This window comes from Polyangium sp. 6x1 (genome assembly GCF_029946515.1).
In the GTDB taxonomy this organism is placed as follows: domain Bacteria; phylum Myxococcota_A; class Polyangia; order Polyangiales; family Polyangiaceae; genus Polyangium.
In genome coordinates, this window is record NZ_JARZHH010000058.1 from 12,668 (window position 1) to 33,727 (window position 21,060).

Below are 21,060 nucleotides of genomic sequence, written 5' to 3' on the forward strand. Positions count from 1 at the left end.
TCTCCAGCACGGTGAGCACGCCCGCGGCAGGCCGGTCTCAGCCGCGCGGACCGCTTGCGTCGCGCGGCGCCGTCACGAGCTTCGTGCCGCAGAACGGGCAGAACGCGATCGCGGGGCCATACGTCCGCTGATACCCCCCCATGCCGGACGAGCCCTGCTCGAGATCGGCGAGCCAGAAGCCCATTGCATCTTCGCGCACGAATCTGTAGTTGCGCGCGTCGACAAAGGCTTTGCACGCGCATCCCGTCATGTCTTTCGTCATCGTCTCACCTCTCAGCTTGGCCAAATCACGACGAGGACGCCATCGTCGACGGCGGTCCGAATGGCCCGCTCTGGCGCCGCGAGCACGCACGCGTCTTGCGAGCCGGTCGGCAGCTCGACGAAGCGGAGGTCCGATCCGCGCGCCTCGCACAGCGTGTTCAGGAGCCCCAGCACCGGCTCCACCGCGATCCAATCCGTGGTGTCGCCGGCGACGATCTCGTAGGCGCAATCCGGCAAGAACGCGCGCAGCCTGTACGCGTCGCGCAATTGATCGGGGTCGTTCACCGGCCGATACGCGTCCTCGTCGTCGTCCTCGTCCTCGTCGTCATCGAAGAACTCATGGTGCGGCACCTCCTCGAAAAGGACGTCGTCGAGCACCGGCGACACGAGTCGCGCCAAGCGAGCGAGCACGTCGTCGTAGTGATTCGGGTACACGTCGGTCTCCTTCGCGAAGAGGGCCGTACGCGATCCGAGGACGCTTCCGATCGTGACCGCACGAAGCTCGCCGTCGGTGATCCCAGGGAGAAGCCCGACGTCATGCGCGTAGCGCGCAAGCGCGCCGGGCTCCGGAAACTTCACGAGTGGCGCGACCCGCGGGGCCATCCCGGGGTCCTGCACCATCTCGGCGATGGCGACCGCGTACGCGCGATCGAGCTCCGCGAGCTGCTCGAGCGCGTGAAAGCGGACGTAATGCTGCTCGGTCTCGTCCGTGACCACGACCGTGAGAGCGGCGAGCACATCCCCGCGACGCTCGGGGTGAACCGCGAGCACCTCACGCGCGCCATCCCTCAGCTCACGCACCGCGAGAAACGGATTCGCGAGCAGCGCGCGCCGCGTTTCGTCGGGCTCCGGCTCGGAGGGCTCGGTGCGTGCGCCTTGCCCCGCATTGCGCAGCGCTGCATACGTCTTTCGTGCTTCGTCGTCGACGACGGCCGACGCGAAGAGTGCGTCGAGCGTGGGCGAAGCGCATCGCGGATGGGAGGCGATCGTTCGAGCCAGCGCCGCGCGCCCCGCGCGTGGAATGGACGCGTCGGCAAAGCAGCTCTCTAGCCAAGAGACGACCTTCGGCCCGATCGAATCGTCGCAAAGCGAAGCGCACACGCGATACCCGTAGGCCGTGCCGACATCGCTGCCTTCCGCTGCAGGCGCACGCGAGAGGGCGCGCGTCACGTCATCGAGGACCGCCACGTCCCCCCGACGCAGACGATACGCGACGAGCCCCTGCGGCGCGTGCTGCGACGAGTAGTGATGGATCGCGGGGCCCACGCTCGCCAGCGGGAGATCGAGACGCGGCGAGCGGCCGGGGATGGGCGAAACGGCCGCAAACACGAAGGGTTCGCCGTCGATGCACTCGAGCGGAGTGCGTGGCGTCTCGTCGGTGGAATCCATGGGTCCTCTCGTCGGCACGCTCACGAACGGCTCGTTCCGCGCCCGTTGAGACAATCGCTGCGGCGGTCGCACCTTCGCATGGTCGCCTGGCTCCTCCCCCGCATCTTCGGGGAAAGCGGTTAGACCAAACAATGTGCGGCGAGGCAAGAGGGAACGGGAAATCGACACGCCCCTGCATTTGATCGGCCGAGCGGTGGGCTACGGCCCGATCCGAAACCCTTGCTGCGCATACGCGCCCGACGCCGGCGCCGCCGCGCCTTCGACGCTCACCACGCCGTTCGACGCCGAGAAGCAGACCATCGCGTTGCACTTGTCCCCGCATTTGTCCTGTGCCGGCGGAATCGCGTGGCCGGTGCACACGATCGGGCCACCCGACGTCTTGGCCTCGCGCACGAATGTGTAGCCATTCTCCTGGGTCGGCTCGAACGTCTTCGGCTTCGCCGCGCGCGTGGGAGGTTTGCGGAGCGCGGCAGCGATGGCTGCGTCGTCGGCGTCGGCGGGGAGGAACCACACGCCCTCGTCCGTGACGGCGACCCGCTTGGGGAGCACGTCGTCCGGGGTCTCGTAAACGCTGCTGTTGCGCCCCAGCGTGTATTTGAGACGGGCGACGTCGGCCTTGCCCACCTTGTGCACGTCCGACACCATGACGAGCAGCGTGTCGTCGTAGTCGGGCGCTCCCTTCGTGTGATTGAGCAGCGTCCAGCAGGCGCCGAGGCGAACGAGCGGGCCCCACACGGTGCTCTCGGTCTTCAGCACCGGCAACGCCGGCGGGCATGCCAACTTCGGCCCCGCGGCGACGGGCGGCGGCGCCGCTGCAGGCGCGGCCGCGACGCTCGCGACGGGCGCCGGAGACGCCGACGCCACCGTCACCTCGGGCGCGCCGGCCGGCGGCTGAGGTTCCCCGCCACAGGCTGGGAGCAGCGCGAGGAGCACGAGCGAGGTGCGAAGGTTCATGTCGGTAGGGGCGATACTATTCGGTCCCACCGCGGACGCAATCCACGACTCCCTGACGGGCACGAACCAGGCGCAGGGAGCCGGGAGAGAAGGTCAGGGGCGCAGCTTGGCGACGAACATGGTCAGGTCATCCGCTTTCCCGATGGGGCCGAGGCGGTGGTCGCCGTTCGCGTCGAGCTCGACCACGCAATCGCCTTGCCCCGCGCCCCATCGGACGCGACGCCAGCGGCTGCCCGTGGACGCGGCTATTGACAGTTGCCGCTGACGCAGGTCTTCCCGGAGGCACAGTGCTTGTTGCAACGGCACGCCGGGTAGGGCCCGAAGTCAGGGGTGCAGGTACCGCTCGAACACCTCTTGTAGACGCCGCAATCACAATCGCTGCTGCAAGGCTCCTTCGGCGCCTCGCAGGTACCATACTGTGCCCCGGCGGGGAAAACACAGGTCTTGGAATCACCACATTGGCATGTGGCTGCGCAAAGGGGGCTCGGCGGGGGCGGACTGAAATTACCGATCGGCGTGCATACCTTTGGCGCGCCTTCATACGACTTGCAGGCGGTGCCCAGCGCGCATTGACAGTCCCTGGAACACGGCGCGCCAACTCCCAGCAGCTCGCTGCTCGCCTCGTCGGTGTTCGCCTCGACATTCTCCTGCGGGTCGGGACTCTCCATGAGACATGCGGCCGGGGCAGCGCAGAAGAGCGCGAGCGCGGCGAACGATTGGATCAACGTTGCGAATCGACGAAGCATCTTGAACCTCCTCGAGAAATCCGGGTTCGCAATCCACGTGCCAGCCCAGCTCATCACGCCCCCCTGCGTCGAGCGGCTCGGCGCGCGCTCTCTCCACCCTCCCGACGCCCCTCCGTGGTTGAAAAGAACCATCGAGGGACCGCGGCGTGGTTGGAAGCAACCATCGCGGGACCTCCCCAGCCATTCGTGGCCCACGGCAGAAGTTGGCCCTCACCGGAAGAGCATGGCAGGACACACCTTGATCGTCGGCCATGATGCACCTCGTCGTCCGCGGAACCGGCCTCGTCCCATTCTCGATCCCCCTCCTGGCGGAGATGTGCGTCGGGCGGCACGAGAAGAACGATCTGGTCCTCGCGGACCACCGGATTTCCCGGCGCCATGCGAGGTTTTCCCCGGTCGAGGACGCCTGGATCGTCTCCGACGAGGGCTCCACCCACGGCACGTTCGTGAACGGCGTGCGCACGAGCCGCCATCGCCTGTGCGATGGGGATCGTATCCAGCTCGGGAATGTCCTCCTCGAAGTGACGACCGCGGAGGAGGTCCAGAGCGTCCTCCACAGCCTGTCCACCGCGTCCGTTTCGTCGGTCGGGGAGGGCGAGGCCGAGCGCCGCCTCGCGGTCATCTACGAGCTCGCGCATGCTTTGCGCGCGCTCGACGACTCCGAAGAGCTCCTCGAGCGCATGCTCGATGCCGTCGCGAGGGCGCTCGGCTGCGAGCGCGCGATGATCGGCCTCGGCAGCGAAATGAGCGGCTTGCGTCGCATCGTGCGAAAGGGTGCGGAGGTGGGGCCGGACGACCTCGTCCTCAGCCGCGGGGTGCTCCACACGATGCTCGTCGCGCGCGAAGCGGTCCTGCTCGGCGAGCAACGTGGTCGGGCCACGGCCCGCGGCCCGCAGCGATCGTCGGCGATGGGCGCGCCGCTCGAAGCCGGCGGGCGGGTCCTCGGGTTCGTTTATGTCGATGATCGAAGGCGCGCCGCGCCGTTCGTGCAGCAGGACCTCGACTACCTGATCGCCATCGCGCGGCTCGTCGTGGGAGCGCTCGAGTGCGCCGAGCAGCGCCAGCGAGACATGGCCCTCACGAAGGCGGCCGCCGCGGCGCACGGCATCCTCGGCGAGAGCAAGCCCATCGTCGCCTTGCAGGCGGAGATCCGCAAATACGGCCCCGCGACCGGCACGCACGTGCTGATCCGGGGCGAGAGCGGTACGGGCAAGGAGCTCGTCGCAGGGGCCCTGCACGCGGCCTCGCCGCGGGCTTCTCGGCCCCTCATCCCCGTGAACTGCGCCGCCATCCCTGATTCGCTCATCGAAAGCGAGCTGTTTGGCCACGTCCGGGGTGCGTTCACCGGTGCCTTGCGGGATCGAAAAGGCAGCTTCGAGCTCGCCAGCGGCAGCACGTTGTTCCTCGACGAGATCGGCGATCTGAGCCTCCCGGCCCAGGCCAAGCTCCTCCGGGCGATTCAGGAGGGCGAGATCCTGCCGGTGGGCTCGGAGCGGCTCGTCCGCGTCGACGTACGGATCATCGCGGCGACGCACAAGGATCTGCTGCGGGAGATCGAGGCCGGGCGATTCCGGGAAGACCTCTATTATCGCATCGCGGTGATCGAGCTCATGGTGCCGCCTCTACGCGAGCGGACCGAGGACATCGAACCCCTGGCCCACGTCTTGCTTGAGGCACAGATGTCGAAGATGGGCAAACGCCTTCTCGGCTTCACGCCGGCCGCTCTGGATGCGCTCCGGCGTTATCGCTGGCCTGGCAACGTGCGCGAGTTGAAGAATGAGGTGGAGCTTTCGGCGCTCAATGCGGCGTCAGGCTGGATCGACGTCTGTGATCTGCGGTCCCGGGTGGCAACGGCGGGAGAGCGGCAGCGCCCCCATGCACCGGGGGGCCCGGTGAATCCATCACTATCCGCGCGCTTTTCGTCGCTGGAAGAGCAGGAGCGCGCGCTGGTGGTGGAGGCGGTCGAGACCGCGGGAGGGAACCTGGCGGAGGCCGCGCGGCTCCTCGGAATCACCCGACAGATGATGCGAGGACGGGTGGAGCGGTTCTCGATCAAGCACGCCGACACGGACAGGTAAGGCGAAATTCGAGATGGGTCGGATCAACTTCTATTGGAGGCGAGATCGAGTCATGATGATGCATCATGAATGGAAGTGGGCGTGGCGAGCGCTCCTGCTCGGAGCCCTCGTGGCTTTTTCGGCCTGCGGCGGAGCCGGAAACGCGACCGACGACATCAAACAGGGGGCTTGCGCGGAGGACGACTGCGAGCCGCCGGAAGAAGAGGAACCGGTCGAAACGGTCGATTTCTCAGGCGGGTGTATCCCGCCCTGGTGCAGCGACCCCGAGCTGCCCCCGAAGTCTTGCGATCCCAACGATCCAGTCTGCGGCACGATTGACCCCCCCTCGACCGACCCGATGGTCTCATCCGGAGAGCAAGGACTGTAACCACGTCAGGCATCCCCGCTCCCATTCATGAGCCGGCTCGTGCTTGTCGAGCGTGCGACGCGCGCCCGCGTCGTCACCGGCCATGTGGTGGAAGAGGACGCGCGCGAGCACTTCGCGGTAGTTGGAGGGCGGCCCGAGCCGCTGGATCCATACCAGCGCGGCCTCGGGGTCCACGAACTGGTACGCGCCAGCAAGGACCCACGCGGTGCTGGGATCACGCGCCGTGGCAGCGCGATACTCGTTCTCGATGATCGAGAGGCGGCGCACGAGCCAGGGCGGCGGACGCTCCCTCCGCTGCGTCGCGATCTGGAACAAGCCGCGGATCGCCTTCGGCTCGACCCATTTGTTTCCCAGGCCCGCGGTGATGTACCCGAGCTCCTTTTCCAGGTGAACCTGCGCCTCGTCGAGCTTGCCGCGTCGGAGGAGCACATCTGCGCGGGTGCCATGGGCCCCTTCGGCGCCCGGTGCTCCAGCGCGGCGGCTCAACGCCCGCGCTCCGAGCTCCGCCTCCTCGTCCGAAAATTCGACGAACTGCCGTGACATTTCATCGGCGAGCTCCAGCCGTCCGTTCTGCAAGGCCAGCGCGATGAGGTGCCGGAGGATCGGTCCTGAAAGGCTCCTGTCCATTTCCAGGGCGTGTTTGAGCTGCGTCACGGCCAGGTCGTCCTGGCAGGTGAGGTCGCTGAACCGAGCCATGGTTCGCAACATCTCCGCGGAGTGAGGGAGCGCTCTCGCCGCGGCGCCGCAGGCGGTCAATGCGTGGGAGAGCGTTTCGTCCGTGGGGTACCCATTGTGGAGCATGTCGCGCTGCATTTGCTGGCACCGCAGCAGCTGGGCGCGCGGATCGTCGGGAGCTATCGCGAGCGCGCTCTCCACGACGGAGAGCGCCTCGGAGTGCTTCTGGTTGTCGGCTGTGGCCAGGGCTTCGAACGTCAAGAGCTCGGCCTGTTCCAGGAGCGCAGGCACATACCGAGGATCGGCCGCGAGCGCGCCGGCGACGAGGCGCTTCGCGGCGTCGAGGACCTCGATGCGCGGGCCGGGGCCAATCAGATCATAATAGCGGAGCAGCTCCTCACGAGCCGTCTTGTTCGATGTCCCTCTCTCGGCCCGGAGCCGCCGCTCATGGTCGCGCTGGAGCAGACGTACCTCGTCCATCGCGTGAACGCGCAATCGCTCCAGCACGTCTCGTTTGCGGTCGGGCTCGCCCTCCGCGTGGATGGCGTCGCCGGCGAGCGAGCCGTCCGGCGCGCGGATGCGGGCTGTGACGCGAATCTGGTTCCCGGCGAGCTGCAGGGCTCCGCCGAGCGACCAGGTCGTATCGGGGACTGCCGCTGCCACGGACGACACTGCAGGGGACCCTTCGATGATGTGAATCGCGCGCTCCCGCTGGAGCTCCGCCTGCACCACAGAGGTCGCCGTTTGCGCCAGGCCATCCCACTGGGGATTACCGGTACGATTCTCGAACGGCACCACGATCATGGTCAGGCGATCCTCTCGCGCAGCCAGGTCCCTCGGACTGTCGACAGGCGCCACGGATGCACGTCCCTCCTCGATCTTGGATGACCCATCGACGATGCTCGCCAACGAGAGGGTCGCGCCCGCAATCAGGCAAAGACCGAGGACGGCCACCGCGCCGACCGAACCTCGCTCCCCGTGCCGCCTCTTCGCTGCCGTCGCGAGCCCGTCCGTGCTCTCTCGTTCGCGAGGAACCTCGGCTTCTTTGGGGGACAGGCCGCGCCGCGCTGCCGCGAGGGCCGCGCCAAGCTCCTCGATCGCGCGAAATCGATCGGCAGCTCGTTTTGCCAACGCCCGCGCCAGCACGGCTTCGAGGGCCTCCACCACGTCGGGGGACAATCCAGGCACGACCAGCCGCACAGGGGGCGCGTGAAGAATCGCGCTGATGATCTGCGGCGTCGCCCGCTGTCCGAACGGCCCTTCGCCCGAGAGCAGCTCGAACGCCAGGATGCCCAGCGAAAACACGTCGCTGCGCGCATCGAGTGATTCCCCTCGTATCTGTTCGGGCGACATGTACGCCGGCGTTCCGGCGCGCGACGCGGAGGCGTCGAGCTCGTGCGTGAAGCTGCGCGCCAGGCCGAAATCGACGAGCGCCACGCGGCCCTCGCGGCAGATCATGACATTTTCAGGCTTCAGGTCCCGATGAAGCACGCCCTCTGCGTGGGCCGCGCCGAGCCCTGCGATGATCTGCTGCAGAATGGCAAACGCCCGCTCCGGCTCCACCCGGCCGCGCCCGAGCAACTCTCGCAAGGGTTCACCCTGCACGAGCTCCATCGTCAAGAACTTCAGCTCGCCATCCTCCCCGAGGTCGAACACCCGACAGACATTGCGATGGGTGATCCGCCGAGCGAGCTTCACCTCGCTTCGAAGCCGCGCGAGCGTTCTGTCTTCCCCGAGCTGCCACGGGAGCAAGACCTTCAGAGCGATCTCCTCCTCGAGCTCACGATCATGAGCGCGAAAGACCACGCCCATGGCTCCAGCGCCGAGGCGAGCACGGAGCTCGTAACGCCCGGCGATCACCTGTCCGAGGGTGACCGGGGCGCTCGGCTCGCGGAAGAGCAGCGGCGGACTCGGATCCGTGAGCGCACCCGATGGCTGCCGAGCATGCTTCTCGCTCATGCCAGCCCCCCTGTCATGGCGGAGCCGATCCGGACAAATTTGCGGATTCGAGCCGACGCGTCTGCCTACCTGGACGCGCTGGATCGCGCAAAATCGGCGAGGAGGTCCCCCGTGGATATCGTGAAAGGCCCGCTCTCCACGCCGGGCTCCCAGCCCGAGTCCAGGGCGAGGCGCGCGATCCGCGCGACCAACGCGGGCGTGATCGGCCGATCGGGCCCGTAGGGCTCGGGGAGGTAGACCTGCACAGCGCCCCCTTTTCGGGAGGCCGCTGCAATCACGATGGAGAGCGAGTCGCAGTCGGGGCAGCCGCGCACCCCCGCGCGCCGCACCCACCAGCGTAGCTCGTGGCCGTCGATGCTCAGTCGGTGGCTTCCTCGTCGCGCGATGGTCATGGCGGGTCTCAGGATAACCCATCGACCCTCGCCCGATCGAGCCTGCGCGAGGGTGACTACTGCGCGACGATGTCGAGCGTCTTCAGCTGTTCATTGCGGGCCAGTCTTCGGAAAATCGGTACTTCAGCGGGTAGCCCGGCGCCGAACCCGTCGAGCGTGAGAACGTGGGGAGCGGGGTGTTGCGGCGTGCGACGCATGTCCTGCGAGGATCGCATACATGGAGCTCCGGAGGCGGCGCCGCGCGCGTCTACGTGGATGGATCCTGCTCGCCCTCCTCTATCTTGGCTGCAAGTCGCGCCAGGGCTTGCTCCAGATTCGTGCGCTGCGAGCGGCTCTCGATTCCATACTCGTAGAAGCCGTCGTCGCCGCCCAGCTGCTCGGGGAAGCGCGAGCGGAGCCATGCGCGCAATCGTGCGCTCACCGTGGCGTGCATGAGGTCGAGCCGCACGCACATGCCCGGGGAGACCCAGCTCCCTCGGTACACGCCGTCGTGGGGGGGAGCATCAGGGATCAGCGGGTGCCTAGGCGCCTGATCGTACCGGTGCGGGGTCCAGCCAATGTCCCAGATCGGGCGCGCCGGAACCGCATCGAGCGCGTCCGCGAACGGCAGCAACGTGGGCGGGAGCTTGGAGGGGGGCATGGACATCGGGTGCGGAATACCACGCCCTCACGCGCGCATCGACGCGGAGGCGGACCTCCCCGCGCGCCGACCTCGCGTTGCGCCCCTTCCAAGCCTACCTCCCCGCGCGCCGACCTCGCGTTGCGCCCCCTCCAAGCCTACCTCCCCGCACGCGGACCTCGCGTTGCGCCCCTTCCAAGCCTACCTCCCCGCGCGTGGACCTCGCGTTGCGCCCCCTCCAAGCCTACCTCCCCGCGCGCCGACCTCGCGTTGCGCCCCTTCCGAGCCTACCTCCCCGCGCGTGGACCTCGCGTTGCGCCCCCTCCAAGCCTACGTCCCTGCACGCGGACCTCGCGTTGCGCCCCTTCCAAGCCTACCTCCCCGCGCGTGGACCTCGCATTGCGCCCCCTCCAAGCCGACCTCCCCGCGCGCAGACCCCTCTTCGCGCCCTTTTCGCCCGCCTCCGCCCGACCGACGAGGCGGCCGGGCTTTGAGGGTCATGGCGGGTTCCAGGATAGCCCATCGACCCGCATCGTTGCGACAGCTCCTTCATGGAATGCGTCCTCCCACGGAGACGCCGTCCCGTCGTGACGATACCTGCGGACGGCCGAGCAGCAGGAAGGCGCATGCGGCGAGCGCCACGCCGGCGAAGGCCACGCATGCCCACAATCCCGACGTGCCTCCCTCGTTCGCCAAAGCGCTGCCCTGAATCGCGGTGACCGCTGCGACGCCGAGCGCGCCGCCCGCCTGCTGGCAAGTGGTCAGGATGCCCGAGGCCACGCCTTGTTCGTGCATCCTCGCGGCGGCAGCGGTCATCATCGTCGCCGCAGGGTAAATGAGGGCAATGCCGGTGCCCACGAGGATGGCGGCGGGCAGGAGATGCGCGACATATCCACCGCCCGTCGCACCGGTATAAAGAAGCTGGCCCAGCACGAGCACCCCGAGCCCGGCAAGGAGGACCCGCGTGACGGGCCAGCGCGCGGCGAGCCGCGTGGCAGGCGCGGAGAGCAGCCCCACGGCGAGCCCTTGCGGGAGGAATGCGAGGCCGGCGAACAGCGGCGAATGACCATCGCGCTCCTGCAGCGCGGTGGAGACCAGGAACATCGCGCCCGTGATGCCCGCAAAGGCGCCCGCCAGGGCCATGCTCGCAGCGGCAATCGAGCGGTCGAAGAGGAGCGGCAGAGGGAGCAGGGGCTCCGCTGTCCTGGATTGCAGCAGCAGGAACGCGATCACGCACGAAAGCCCGATTCCCCCGACGGCGATCACCTCGCCCGGCGGAGCCGCGAACGCCCGGCCGATCGCATACACCAGCAGGATGAGCCCCGTCGTGACGAGCAGCGCGTGGCGCCACGCGACCGCGCCGCGTTCCTCGTTCGAATCTCGGGTCAGGACGCGAGGCGCGAGGGCGAGGACGACCACGCAGAGGGGCACGTAAAGGACGAATGCCCAGCGCCACCCGAAGCTCGTCGTGACGAAGCCCCCGGCCACGACGCCCAGCGAAAACCCTGCCGCGCCCATGGCGCTGAAGATGCCGAGCGCCCGATTGCGAGCGGCCACGGTCGGGAATTCGGCGACGATGAGAGCGACCGCCGCCGGGGCCGTGATCGCGGCTCCCGCGCCCTGCGCTGCCCGGGCCGCAATGAGCTCGAGCGCGCCCCGCGCCAGGGCGGCGCCGAGCGACGCAGCGCCGAAGATGGCGACGCCGAGGAGAAACACGCGCCTTCGCCCCCACCGGTCCGCGCATCGACCGCCCACCAGCAGGCAACCCGCATACGCCGTGAGAAAGGCGCTCGCGACGAGCTGGAGTCGATCCACGGGCAGCCCCAGATCGCGCTGGATCTCGGCGAGCTGCACGTTGATCCCGGACAGGCTCATCCCCTCGAAGAGAATCGCGGTGCACAAGAGCGCGAGGCGGGTCCAGGCATTCCGATCGAATCGTGCGTCTGCCTGGCGGGGCCGGATGTTCATCGGGTCTCCCTTCGATCCGCGGGGGGCTCCTCCTCTGCGTGACGCTCATCCACGAGCCGCCGCCTGGCCATCCCGTACGCCTCCCGCAAATCCGAACCCTCGTACTGGAGCCTGGCGCGAGCGCGCAGGTACGCGTCGGCGTTGATCGCGACCGTGTGCGGCAGCACGTCGAAGAGCGGCGCGTCCGAGTGAGAATCGCCATACGCGATGCATTGCTCGCGGCGAAGGCCGTGGCGAGAGAGCGCGCGATCCACGGCCGTCACCTTGTCCGCCGGGCAGAGAATGCCCGCGGGATCGGGCGCCTCTTGGAACGGGAGGGAAGGAAATCGGGAGGCCACGACCTCGTCCGCGCCGAACGAGCGGAGCCGCTCGGCGAAGAAATCGGGCGACATGGTGACCACGAGCGACCGCTCCCCCCGGGCCCGGATGTCCCTCATCACCTCGGGGAGCCCGTGGATCCAGGGGGCGCCGCGGAAGACCTCGTCCACGATGGAGAGCGTCAAGGTGCCCCACATTCGACAGATGGACGAAGCGAAGTCGCGCGTGGTCATCGCTCCGCAGCCGAACAACGACTCCAGGCGCGTGAGCTCCGGCAGGCACCCCATCTTGCGGGCGATTTCCATGCTGGCCGTCGTGCCACGCAGCAACGTCCCATCCATGTCGAATACGTGGAGCATGCTCATCGCGAAACCTTGAAATCCACGGACGACCTCGTCATCGAATACAGCACCCATCCCGGCGCGGGAGGCCTGTCGCACCAGGCATGAAGCAGCGCCGCGCTGGCCGGGAAAAGCGGGCTCGGCAGGTCATCCAGCCGAGCCCAGATCCACCGGTCGAAGACATCGGGCTCCCGCGTGACGGCGTCGGCCTGCTCGACGCGCGCCGCCACACCGGCGGTCATTCGGCCGCCCTGCATGTCGATCGCCAGGGCGAACACCTCCGCGTCCTCTGCGGCGTGAATCCCCGTTTCTTCCGCGAGCTCCCGGAGGGCGGCTTCCTCGAAGGATTCCCTCGATTCGACGTGCCCACCCGGCAGACACCACGATTCCGGCTCGCCCTGCTTGATCCGATGACCGATGAGCACGGCCCCGTCCGCTCGGAAGAGAAGGGCGCCCACGCCCACGACGGGACGCCCGAGGTTTTCAGGAGAATGCGTCACGCGGCGGACCCCAGGTCCCGGACCGCCGACGCCGCTGCATAGTGGCCGCTGATCATCGCCGCCACTATGCCACGGAAAAGCCCGCAGGCATCTCCGGCCACCCACGCGGGGGCGTCGAGCAGCCGCAGGTCGCCGTTCACCCGGGGATACCAGCCGACCCCTTCCAAGGTCGGGCCGATGAGCCGGGTCCCCCCGTCGACGACGGCCGGAAAGGCGGACGCGAGGTGGGACAGGCCTCGCACCATGATCTGCCGAAGCTCGGGGCCATAGACGCGGTCGAAGGTCCGGAGCGCCGATGCTTCGCCATCGATCAGATCGCGCATGTCCACGGCGAAGTAGGAGTCCTCGTGCGTCATCGCGGCGAGCGCCGGGGCCATGGCCCGCGCGGCCACGGATTCATTCAGGATGCGCGTGTTGAATCCAACGTTCGATCGTCCGGTGGGAGGGCAATCCGAGCGTCCGGACACGGTCCACAATCCCTGGGTCTTGGTGAGCACCGCCTCGCCGTTGCGGCACGCGCAGAACGTGCGCCATTCCACGCCGCCGTCCTGCGCGCGAAAGCGCAGCTTGGGGTCGAGTTGCTTCATGTCCCGGAAAAACGCGTATTGCGCCGGCTGCTCGATCCGGAACCCGACTTCCAGGCGGCGGAACGAGCGCTGCCGGGTGAGCTCCCGGAGCCGCAGAGGGCCGAATCGGCCGCTCGCCACGAGGAGCCGACGGGTACGCAGGGTGGATTCGTTGCCGTTCGCGTCGCGCAGCCCGAGACAGAAGGAGTCCGCCAGAGGGTTGTACTGGGTGAACGCCACTTCCATCTCGCTCAGCACCGATGCGTCGACCCTGGAGACCATGTCGTCCGTGAGGGAGATCCGGTCCTCCAGGGACAGGTAATCGGAGGGGTAGTCCTTGAGGACCCACTCCCCGGAGCCCACCGTGTACATGGCGGGATTCTGCGGGAAGGGCGGCGTATCGAGGCCCGAGGATCGCAGGATGCTGCATACCCACTCGTAGGCGGCGCGGAGATCCGACGCGCGCGGCAGGGTCCACAGCTCGGTGGCGGAGGGAAAGAAGGAGAACTTTCCGTCGGAGAACAGGCCGGCTCCCCCATGGCCATGCGTCATGTCGTCCGTGGCATTGCGATCCCGCTTCTTCACCGGCTTGCCGGCGTCGATGATGGCCACGCGGAGCCCGGTGCCCGTGGCGCGCTGTGCGGCGGCCAGGCCAGCAGGCCCGGCGCCGACGATGGTCAGATCGAATTCGTTCATATCCCCTCGGTTGGCGTTCCTCTTTGGCTGCATGTCGCCGAGCGGCGTGGCGGCTCGATGGAGCGCATCCGGCCGTGGATCGTCCTGCGGAAGGCAGGCATCCCTCGTGGATGTCGCTCGGGTCGCGGCGCGCGCGTCGTCGTGATCGCGGCCTGCCACCCCGTACGGCTCGGTATCGAGCCCGACGAGGTGGAGCTCGCTTCGAGCGGGAGGTTTTGCAGCTCGCGTGCCAGCGCACTTCTGCGGGCTTTCCCGGGGTATTGCGGCGGCGCATGCGCCCGACCTCGCCTCCCCGCGGTCCGCCAGGGAAGCACGCGCGTTGCGCAATCACGCAGACGCGTGCAGGACGAGCGGACGCGACGTCGCCGCGCCTTCGGGACGAGCGTCTCTCACGACCTCGCGCGGCCGGCAGTCAGCTCAGGAACGTGGTTTTCGCGAGATTCAGATTTCGCGTGCCGCTTCCGCGACCGCTTCCGCTTCCGCGACCGCTTCCGCTTCCGCGACCGCTTCCGCTTCCGCCTCCGCGCCCGCTTCCGCCTCTACCTCCACGGGATCCTCCGCGAGCTCCGGCACCAGAAACAGGCCCGAAAGCGGCGGGAGCGTCAGCACGATCGACTGCGCGAACCCGTGCGAAGGCACATCTTCGCACTCCACGCTCCCCAGATTGCCGACCCCGCTCCCCCCGTACACCCGCGCGTCCGTGTTCAGCACCTCGAGATACCGGCACCGCCGCGGCACGCCGACCCGATACCCATATCGCGGTAATGGCGTGAAATTACCGACGAACACCACAAAAATCCCCTTCTGGATGCGCTTCGGGCACGGCTCCTCCGAGCCGTCCGGCTGCCGCGGGAAGCGCACGAACGAGGCCACGCTCTGGATCGCGTCATTCGCGTCGATCCACGTGAACCCCGCCGGGCTCTCGTCGAGCTCCCAGAGCGCCTCGTATTTGCGGTAGATGCCGTTCAGATCCCCGAGGAGCTTCGACAACCCCGCGTGGTCCTGCTCCGCGACGAGCTCCCAGTCGAGCGCGCGGTCGTGGTTCCACTCTCGCCATTGCCCGATCTCGCCGCCCATGAAGACGAGCTTCTTCCCCGGGTGCGCCCACATCATCGCGTAGAGCGCCCGCAGGTTGGCGTGTTGCTTCCAGCGATCGCCCGGCATCTTCGAGAGCAGCGCGCGCTTCAAATGCACGACCTCGTCGTGCGAGAGCGGCAGGAGGAACCGCTCCGAGAACGCGTACATCAAGCCGAACGTGATCTTCGTGTGGTGGAAGGCGCGGAAGATCGGGTCGAGCGCGAAGTAATCGAGCGTGTCGTGCATCCACCCCATGTTCCACTTGAAATCGAAGCCGAGGCCGCCCACGTACGTCGGCCGCGTGACGCCCGGCCACGTCGTCGACTCCTCCGCGCAGAGCACGGCCCCCGGGAAATCGTGGTGCACGGCGTCCGACAGCTCGCGCAAGAACCGCACCGCGTCGAGGTTCTCCCGGCCGCCGTGCTCGTTCGGCGTCCACTCGTCCGGGTGCCGCGCGCCGTAATCGAGGTACAGCATCGAGGCGACCGCGTCGACGCGCAGCCCGTCCACGTGGAACGCGTCGAGCCAGTGGAGCGCGCTCGCGATCAGGAAATTGCGCACCTCTTTTTTGCCGTAATCGAAGACGAACGTCCTCCACTCGCGGTGCTCGCCCTTGCGCGGATCCGCGTGCTCGTAGAGCGGCTCGCCGTCGAAACGGCCGAGCGCGAAGGCGTCCTTGGGAAAATGCGCCGGCGGCCAGTCGAGCAAGACGCCGAGCCCGCGCGCGTGGCAGCGGTCGACGAAATATCGAAAATCGTCCGGCGTGCCGAAGCGCGAGCTCGCCGCGAAATACCCCGTCACCTGGTAGCCCCACGATCCGTCGAACGGGTGCTCCATCACGGGCAAGAGCTCGACGTGCGTGAAGCCGAGCGAAACCACGTACTCGACGAGCTCGTCCGCGAGCTCGCGGTACGTGAGCCACGCCCCCGGCCCGTCCCCCTTCCCCGGCGCGCGCTTGCGCCGCCACGAGCCGAGGTGGACCTCGTAAATGCTCATCGGCCGCGCGTGCGGATCCGCCTCGCGCCGCGCCGCCATCCAGTCGCCGTCGGTGAACACGAACGACCGCTCCGTGACCTTCGACGCGTGGCTCGGCCGAAGCTCCGCCGAAAACGCCACGGGATCACTCTTCATCAAAACGAGCCCGCTCGCCGTCTTGATCTCGTACTTGTACGTCGCTCCCGCGCGCACGTCGGGCACGAAGACCTCCCAGACGCCGGCCGTCGTGCGGCGCATCGTGTGGCGCTTGCCGTCCCAGCGATTGAAATCGCCGACGACGCTCACCCGGCGCGCCGACGGCGCCCACACGGCGAACGCCGTCCCCGAGACGCCGCGCACCTCCCCCACGTGCGCCCCGAGACGCCGCGGCAGCTCGCGCGCCGCCCCCTCCCCGGCCGGATCGAATTCGCCTTCCACGAGCGACGACGGAAAGGCATACGCGTCCCGCCCGATCGTCGTCCCGCGCGACGAGCGCACCTCGAGTCGGTACGGAAACGGTCCCTCTGCGCCCTCGAATGCGGCCTGGAAGATGCCGCCCGGGTGCACGCGCGCCATCGCGCGCGGCTTGAGGTTCGGATCGTCGGGACGCACGACGATCGCGAGCGCCTCCGGCCGGAACGCCCGCACGACGAGCCGCCCGTCCTCGCGATGAGGTCCGAGCGAACGGTGCGGATCCGTGGAGTCCGCCGCTGCGATGCGATCGAAATCATCTGCTCCCATCGGCCCTCGCTCGCGCATCATCCGGCACACCTCGTACCCGGTTTTCCCGGGCAAGCCAATCTCGTCGAGCAGCACCCCCTCCAGCCGCTCGCGGCGAGGCGATCGCCACCGCCGCGAGCCCGCCCTGGGCCGTCCGCTCCTCGTGCCGTCCGCGGAGGAGCCCACGTACGGCCCGGGCCGGATGAACGAAGGGCGGAGACTCCCTACACGGAAAGCCGGGACGGTCCGAGTTCGCCCAAGGCGGCCTGCGTTCACGATATCCCGCTGTTCGAGCGACGCAGGAGAACGAGCGCGGATGGGCGACGGACGAACGAGCGCAGGCCCTTGGGAGGAGGAGGAGGGCACGGAGTTCCACCTCCCGACGCCGAAGGTGCTGATCGTGGACGACACGCCCGCGAACCTGCTCGCCTTCGAGGTCGCGCTGGATCCGCTCGGCTACGAGATCATCAAGGCGGCGTCCGGGCGCGACGCCCTGCGATACCTCCTCGCGATGGATGTCTCGCTCGTCCTCATGGACGTGCAATTGCCGGACATGAACGGCATCGAGACCGTCAAGCTCATCAAGCAGAGCCGGCGGCACCGTTACATCCCGATTCTCTTCATCACGGCCGTGCATCGCAGCATGTCGTTCATCCTCGAGGGCTACGAGACCGGCGCCGTCGATTACGTTTTGAAGCCTTGCCAGCCGAGCATCCTCCGCTCGAAGGTGACGGTCCTCGTCGAGCTCTTCCGGCAGAAGGAAATCGTCAAGCGGCAGGCCGCGCTCCTCCGCGCGCGCGAGCGCGAGGCGCTCGAGCGACGGTGCGAGCTCCGCTATCAAGGCGTCATCGAGGCCATGCCCATCTGCGTGTGGACCGCGAACGGGAGCGGGCATTTTCATTACGCGAACGACGCGTGGTCCCGGTACGCGGGGCGCGGCGGCCGGAGGAACGTGGGGCGCGGGCTGCTCCAAGCGCTGCACCCGGACGATCGGGGACCCGTGCTCTCGGTATGGCGCAAGGCGCTCGGGCGGCGGCTCGGGGTGACCGTGCAGGCGCGGCTGCGGCGGTCGGACGGGGTCTATCGCTGGCACATCGCCCGCGCGGTGCCGCAGCGAGACGAGGTCCGCGTGACGGGGTGGATCCTCACGGCGACCGACATCGACGAGCAGAAGCGCGCCGAGGAGGCCGCGCACCGGGCGCGCAAGGAGGCCGAGGCCGCGAACTGCGAGCTCATGAAAGACGAGTTCCTCGCGACGGTCTCGCACGAGCTCAACACGCCGCTCACGGCGATCGTCGGCTGGTCGAGCCTGCTCCGCGCGGGCGCGCTCGACGGCCCGATCGCCGAGCGCGGGCTCGCCACGATCGCGCGGAGCGCCGAGGCGGAGCGGCGGGTCGTCGAGGACATCCTCGACGCCTCGCGCATCGCGACCGGCCGTCTCCAGGTCCACCTCGCGCCGATCGATCCGACGGCGATCATCGACGAGGCCATCGACGCCCTGCGGCCGCTCGCGCAGGCGAAAGGGGTCACGTTCGAATGCGAGGTGAAATCGAGCGACGAGGTGATGATGTCCGATCCCGATCGGCTGTGGCAGATCACGTGGAAGCTCGTCTTCAATGCGATCAAATTCACGCCGTCCGGCGGGCGCGTCGACGTGCGGTTCGAGCACCTCGGCAAGCGATTCATGCTGACGGTGTCGGACACGGGCGAGGGAATCGCGCCGGGCCTCCTGCCGCAGGTGTTCAACTATTTCAGCCAGGAGGACGGCTCGACGCGGCGCAAGCATGGCGGGCTCGGGCTCGGCCTCGCGATCGTGCGCAAGCTCGTGGAGATGCACGGCGGGTCGGCCTCCGTGACGAGCGCGGGCAAGGGGGCGGGCGCGACGTTCACGGTGTCGTTACCGTCGCGCGAGGCGCCGGAGGGCGCGGGGCTCGCGGCCGAAATGCCGCGCGTCACGAATTACGAGCGGCGGCTCCTGGAGGGGACGCGGGTGCTCCTGGTCCTTCCGGACGCCGAGGCGAAGGGGCTCGCCGCGGACGTGCTGCAAAGGCGAGGCGCGGCGGTGTTCTCGGTGGCGTCGACGGAGGAGGCGGTGGGCTTCGCGGCGGAATCGGCGCCGGACGTGGTGGTGAGCGATCTGGGGCTCCGCGGGGGAGACAGCCTCGCATTCGTGGAGCGATTGCGGGCGCGCGATGGAAGGGCGCTGCCGGCGATCGCCGTGCTGGAGGCGGGCGAGGCGGATCAGATCTGGCAGGCGCTCGCGGCGGGGTTTCGCGGGTACGTCGCGAAGCCGATCCATCCGGCGCACCTCGTGGCGGCGATTGCGCGGATCGTGCGCGGGCGGGACGAGGCCGTGCCATCGGACGCGCGGGCGCAGGCTTGAAAGGGAGGGACGCGCGGGGCCGGCCTCGCACTTTCCCAGGGAGGAAGACAGGACGCGTACCCCACGAGGCCCCGGAAGTTGCCGCGAAGGGGCGCCGTTGGTATCCCTCGGCCCATGAAACACATCGGCTGGCTGCTCGCGGCGCTGACCCTCGTCTGCGGCTGTGGCTCGGAGATCGGTCCGAATCAAGCGGACGGGAGCGATTGTAACGTCCTCAAGGACGAGACCGCATGCGGCCCGGCGTCGTACTGCGATCCCGGGGATCACGTGAACGGCGTCTACCCGCGACGCCACACCTACGGGCTGACCCGCGACAAGAGCCACGTGGTCGGCACCTGCAAGCCGAAGGGCGGCCCCGGCGCGGCGTGTAACGGCCCCGCATCATGCATCAGCAAGATCTGCTTGCACGCCCCCGACGAGAAGTCGACGACGGATAGCAAGGGCACCTGTAAATGAGTCACACGCTACGAAGCCCTGTCGAGCTCTTCCCCTAGCTCGATGAGCAGGCCGCGCAGCCAGCTCACCCCGGGGTCCCCCTGCCGCCGCTCGTGCCACGCCGCGCGTACATAAAACCCCGGGAGCTCCACCGGGGGCGGGAATGCGCGCACGGCGAGCCCGGCGGCGCGCGCGACCCGCCGTGAAGCAATTCGTGCGCGACCACGCCGAACAGTTTTGAGAATCAGGGCACCGGCTCGCACGGACGTTTCACCAGGTGAATGTGCCAAAGCGCGCGCCACGCCTCGCAATCCTCCTTGGTCTCCGCGCAGAAATGGCGCCACTCGTTGTCCTTGTCGCGGCGATAGGAATTGTACTCGTGGTAGTACGCCGAGCAGAACGCGCTCGATCGAGCGCCGCAGCTCGAATAGGTGGGGACCGAGTCGCCATACGATCGGCTCGGGCACGCGCTGGGATCGATCGAGCAGATGCTCTGCGACTCCAACGCATTCCCGCTCGGTGCCTCGGGGATCTCGGAGGAGGGCGCCGCGTCGTCTCCCCCGCCCTCGCCTTCGACGTCGTCTCCTCCGCCCGGACCGGCGACGGGGGCGCTCTCCGGGCGCACGCGGGAGGTCGCCGGGATTCTCTCCGGCACCACGGGGAACGCTTCCTTCGCCTTGATCATCTTCGCGCGAACCTTGTCGCACGCGCTACGCTCTCGCTTGCACCACGAGACTTCGTGCGGCGTGATCGCGTGCGCACAGAACCACCCCTCGCCCTCCGGCGGCTCGGGCGCGCCGTCGGGCGCAGCGTGGCGCGCGCGGCTCGGGCCGCAGCAGATCCCCGCGATGGAGAGCGCGAGGGCGAGTGCTACAATGGGCCGGGCACGCATGAGGCGATGCTAGGGCATGGGCGGGCAATCCGTCCACCCGATCGAGCCACGCACATCACTTGCGCAGCGGGGGATAGAGCTTCTGGACCATGAAGCTCGCCCGCGGATACCCCGCGGCGGCGGCGCTGGCCATCACGCGCAAAACGGCGGAGGCAGGTAAATCCTTGCCGGCCGCGATGAGGACCTCCCCAGGAAATGGAGCGTCGGGACGAACCTGCCTCCAGAGCTCCTTCTTGTTCACGAGCAGCGCGCGAAGCTCGTCGAGCTGGACAGGCTCGACGGCCTCGATGATCTCGGGCGTCTCGGCCACGACGACGCCGTCGACGGTCACGTGGTGGCGATCGACGACGACCATGGGAGCGTCCACAATATCCTCGCCGTGGAATGCGGCCGGAAGACCGGGCAGACGTAACGGGCCGCAGCACTCTCCCGAGGCCGAGAACGCGGGGAACAGGCCGAACGCGTAGCAGGCGAGCGGCAAGATGAAGGCGAGGACGACGGGCGCGCGCACGCCGGGCAGCGTGCGCCACGCGCGTGGAGGGCACTGAAAGAAGCGCAAGGCGATGCGGCGAAGAAGGCGCGGGCCAGGGGGACGGATGACGTGGGCGTCCGGGTCGGGGCGGCGGCGAAGAAGTCGGAGCATACAGCCGGAGGGTAGGACGAGCGGGGCCGTGAAAGATTGGTCCCGGCGAGCAGCGAACGGAGGCACGGGGACGCCTTCCGCCCGGAGCGTCACGTTCCGGAGGCCT

General features: G+C 68.5%; 17 protein-coding genes. 3 read left to right on the forward strand and 14 right to left on the reverse strand.

Annotated features, from left to right (window positions below; genetic code table 11):
• Window positions 1-37: 37 nt before the first annotated feature.
• From QHF85_RS37245 to QHF85_RS37255, 3 genes are read right to left on the reverse strand one after another with little or no spacing between them, the layout of a single operon-like run.
• Window positions 38-262, reverse strand: coding sequence for a hypothetical protein (locus QHF85_RS37245; protein WP_281332168.1), 225 nt, complete (start codon window positions 260-262; stop codon window positions 38-40).
• Between the two features lie 11 nt (window positions 263-273).
• Window positions 274-1,818, reverse strand: coding sequence for a hypothetical protein (locus QHF85_RS37250; protein ID WP_281332169.1), 1,545 nt, complete (start codon window positions 1,816-1,818; stop codon window positions 274-276).
• A gap of 30 nt (window positions 1,819-1,848) precedes the next feature.
• Complete coding sequence (locus QHF85_RS37255; protein WP_281332170.1) at window positions 1,849-2,604, reverse strand: hypothetical protein; 756 nt, start codon at window positions 2,602-2,604, stop codon at window positions 1,849-1,851.
• Between the two features lie 997 nt (window positions 2,605-3,601).
• On the opposite strand from QHF85_RS37255, the gene QHF85_RS37260 reads away from it, so the two are divergent.
• Window positions 3,602-5,428, forward strand: a complete 1,827-nt coding sequence (locus QHF85_RS37260) for a sigma 54-interacting transcriptional regulator (protein ID WP_281332171.1) — start codon at window positions 3,602-3,604, stop codon at window positions 5,426-5,428.
• Window positions 5,429-5,771: 343 nt separating this feature from the next.
• Here QHF85_RS37260 and QHF85_RS37265 read toward each other — a convergent pair whose 3' ends face one another.
• The 8 genes from QHF85_RS37265 to glgB form a co-directional block, all read right to left on the reverse strand.
• Window positions 5,772-8,429 (reverse strand): serine/threonine-protein kinase, encoded by a 2,658-nt coding sequence (locus QHF85_RS37265; RefSeq protein WP_281332172.1) that lies wholly within the window; start codon window positions 8,427-8,429, stop codon window positions 5,772-5,774.
• A 65-nt stretch (window positions 8,430-8,494) separates the two neighbouring features.
• On the reverse strand, window positions 8,495-8,821 hold the full coding sequence (locus QHF85_RS37270; protein ID WP_281332173.1) for a hypothetical protein: 327 nt from the start codon (window positions 8,819-8,821) through the stop codon (window positions 8,495-8,497).
• Window positions 8,822-9,068: 247 nt separating this feature from the next.
• Window positions 9,069-9,467 carry a hypothetical protein gene (locus QHF85_RS37275; RefSeq protein WP_281332174.1) on the reverse strand — a complete coding sequence of 133 codons (399 nt, stop codon included), beginning with the start codon at window positions 9,465-9,467 and terminating at the stop codon, window positions 9,069-9,071.
• A 522-nt stretch (window positions 9,468-9,989) separates the two neighbouring features.
• Window positions 9,990-11,408 carry an MFS transporter gene (locus tag QHF85_RS37280; RefSeq protein WP_281332175.1) on the reverse strand — a complete coding sequence of 473 codons (1,419 nt, stop codon included), beginning with the start codon at window positions 11,406-11,408 and terminating at the stop codon, window positions 9,990-9,992.
• The gene (locus QHF85_RS37285; protein WP_281332176.1) at window positions 11,405-12,091 is read right to left on the reverse strand and encodes an HAD-IB family phosphatase; all 687 of its coding nucleotides are present in this window, start codon (window positions 12,089-12,091) and stop codon (window positions 11,405-11,407) included. The genes QHF85_RS37280 and QHF85_RS37285 overlap by 4 nt, the downstream gene beginning before the upstream one ends.
• Window positions 12,088-12,567, reverse strand: coding sequence for an NUDIX domain-containing protein (locus QHF85_RS37290; protein WP_281332177.1), 480 nt, complete (start codon window positions 12,565-12,567; stop codon window positions 12,088-12,090). Before QHF85_RS37290 ends, QHF85_RS37285 begins: the two co-directional genes overlap by 4 nt.
• Window positions 12,564-13,829, reverse strand: a complete 1,266-nt coding sequence (locus QHF85_RS37295) for an NAD(P)-binding protein (RefSeq protein WP_281332178.1) — start codon at window positions 13,827-13,829, stop codon at window positions 12,564-12,566. Before QHF85_RS37295 ends, QHF85_RS37290 begins: the two co-directional genes overlap by 4 nt.
• A gap of 441 nt (window positions 13,830-14,270) precedes the next feature.
• Window positions 14,271-16,643: a 1,4-alpha-glucan branching protein GlgB gene (glgB, locus tag QHF85_RS37300; RefSeq protein ID WP_281332179.1), complete on the reverse strand. Its 2,373-nt coding sequence runs from the start codon at window positions 16,641-16,643 to the stop codon at window positions 14,271-14,273.
• 274 nt (window positions 16,644-16,917) lie between these two features.
• Between glgB and QHF85_RS37305 the strand changes: the two genes are divergently transcribed.
• Complete coding sequence (locus QHF85_RS37305) at window positions 16,918-18,984, forward strand: response regulator (protein ID WP_281332180.1); 2,067 nt, start codon at window positions 16,918-16,920, stop codon at window positions 18,982-18,984.
• Window positions 18,985-19,098: 114 nt separating this feature from the next.
• Complete coding sequence (locus tag QHF85_RS37310) at window positions 19,099-19,440, forward strand: hypothetical protein (protein WP_281332181.1); 342 nt, start codon at window positions 19,099-19,101, stop codon at window positions 19,438-19,440.
• An 8-nt stretch (window positions 19,441-19,448) separates the two neighbouring features.
• Here QHF85_RS37310 and QHF85_RS37315 read toward each other — a convergent pair whose 3' ends face one another.
• From QHF85_RS37315 to QHF85_RS37325, 3 genes are all read right to left on the reverse strand, one after another.
• The gene (locus tag QHF85_RS37315; protein WP_281332182.1) at window positions 19,449-19,592 is read right to left on the reverse strand and encodes a hypothetical protein; all 144 of its coding nucleotides are present in this window, start codon (window positions 19,590-19,592) and stop codon (window positions 19,449-19,451) included.
• A 71-nt stretch (window positions 19,593-19,663) separates the two neighbouring features.
• Window positions 19,664-20,311: a hypothetical protein gene (locus QHF85_RS37320; RefSeq protein ID WP_281332183.1), complete on the reverse strand. Its 648-nt coding sequence runs from the start codon at window positions 20,309-20,311 to the stop codon at window positions 19,664-19,666.
• Window positions 20,312-20,366: 55 nt separating this feature from the next.
• Window positions 20,367-20,954 (reverse strand): biopolymer transporter ExbD, encoded by a 588-nt coding sequence (locus QHF85_RS37325; protein WP_281332184.1) that lies wholly within the window; start codon window positions 20,952-20,954, stop codon window positions 20,367-20,369.
• Between the last annotated feature and the right edge of the window lie 106 nt (window positions 20,955-21,060).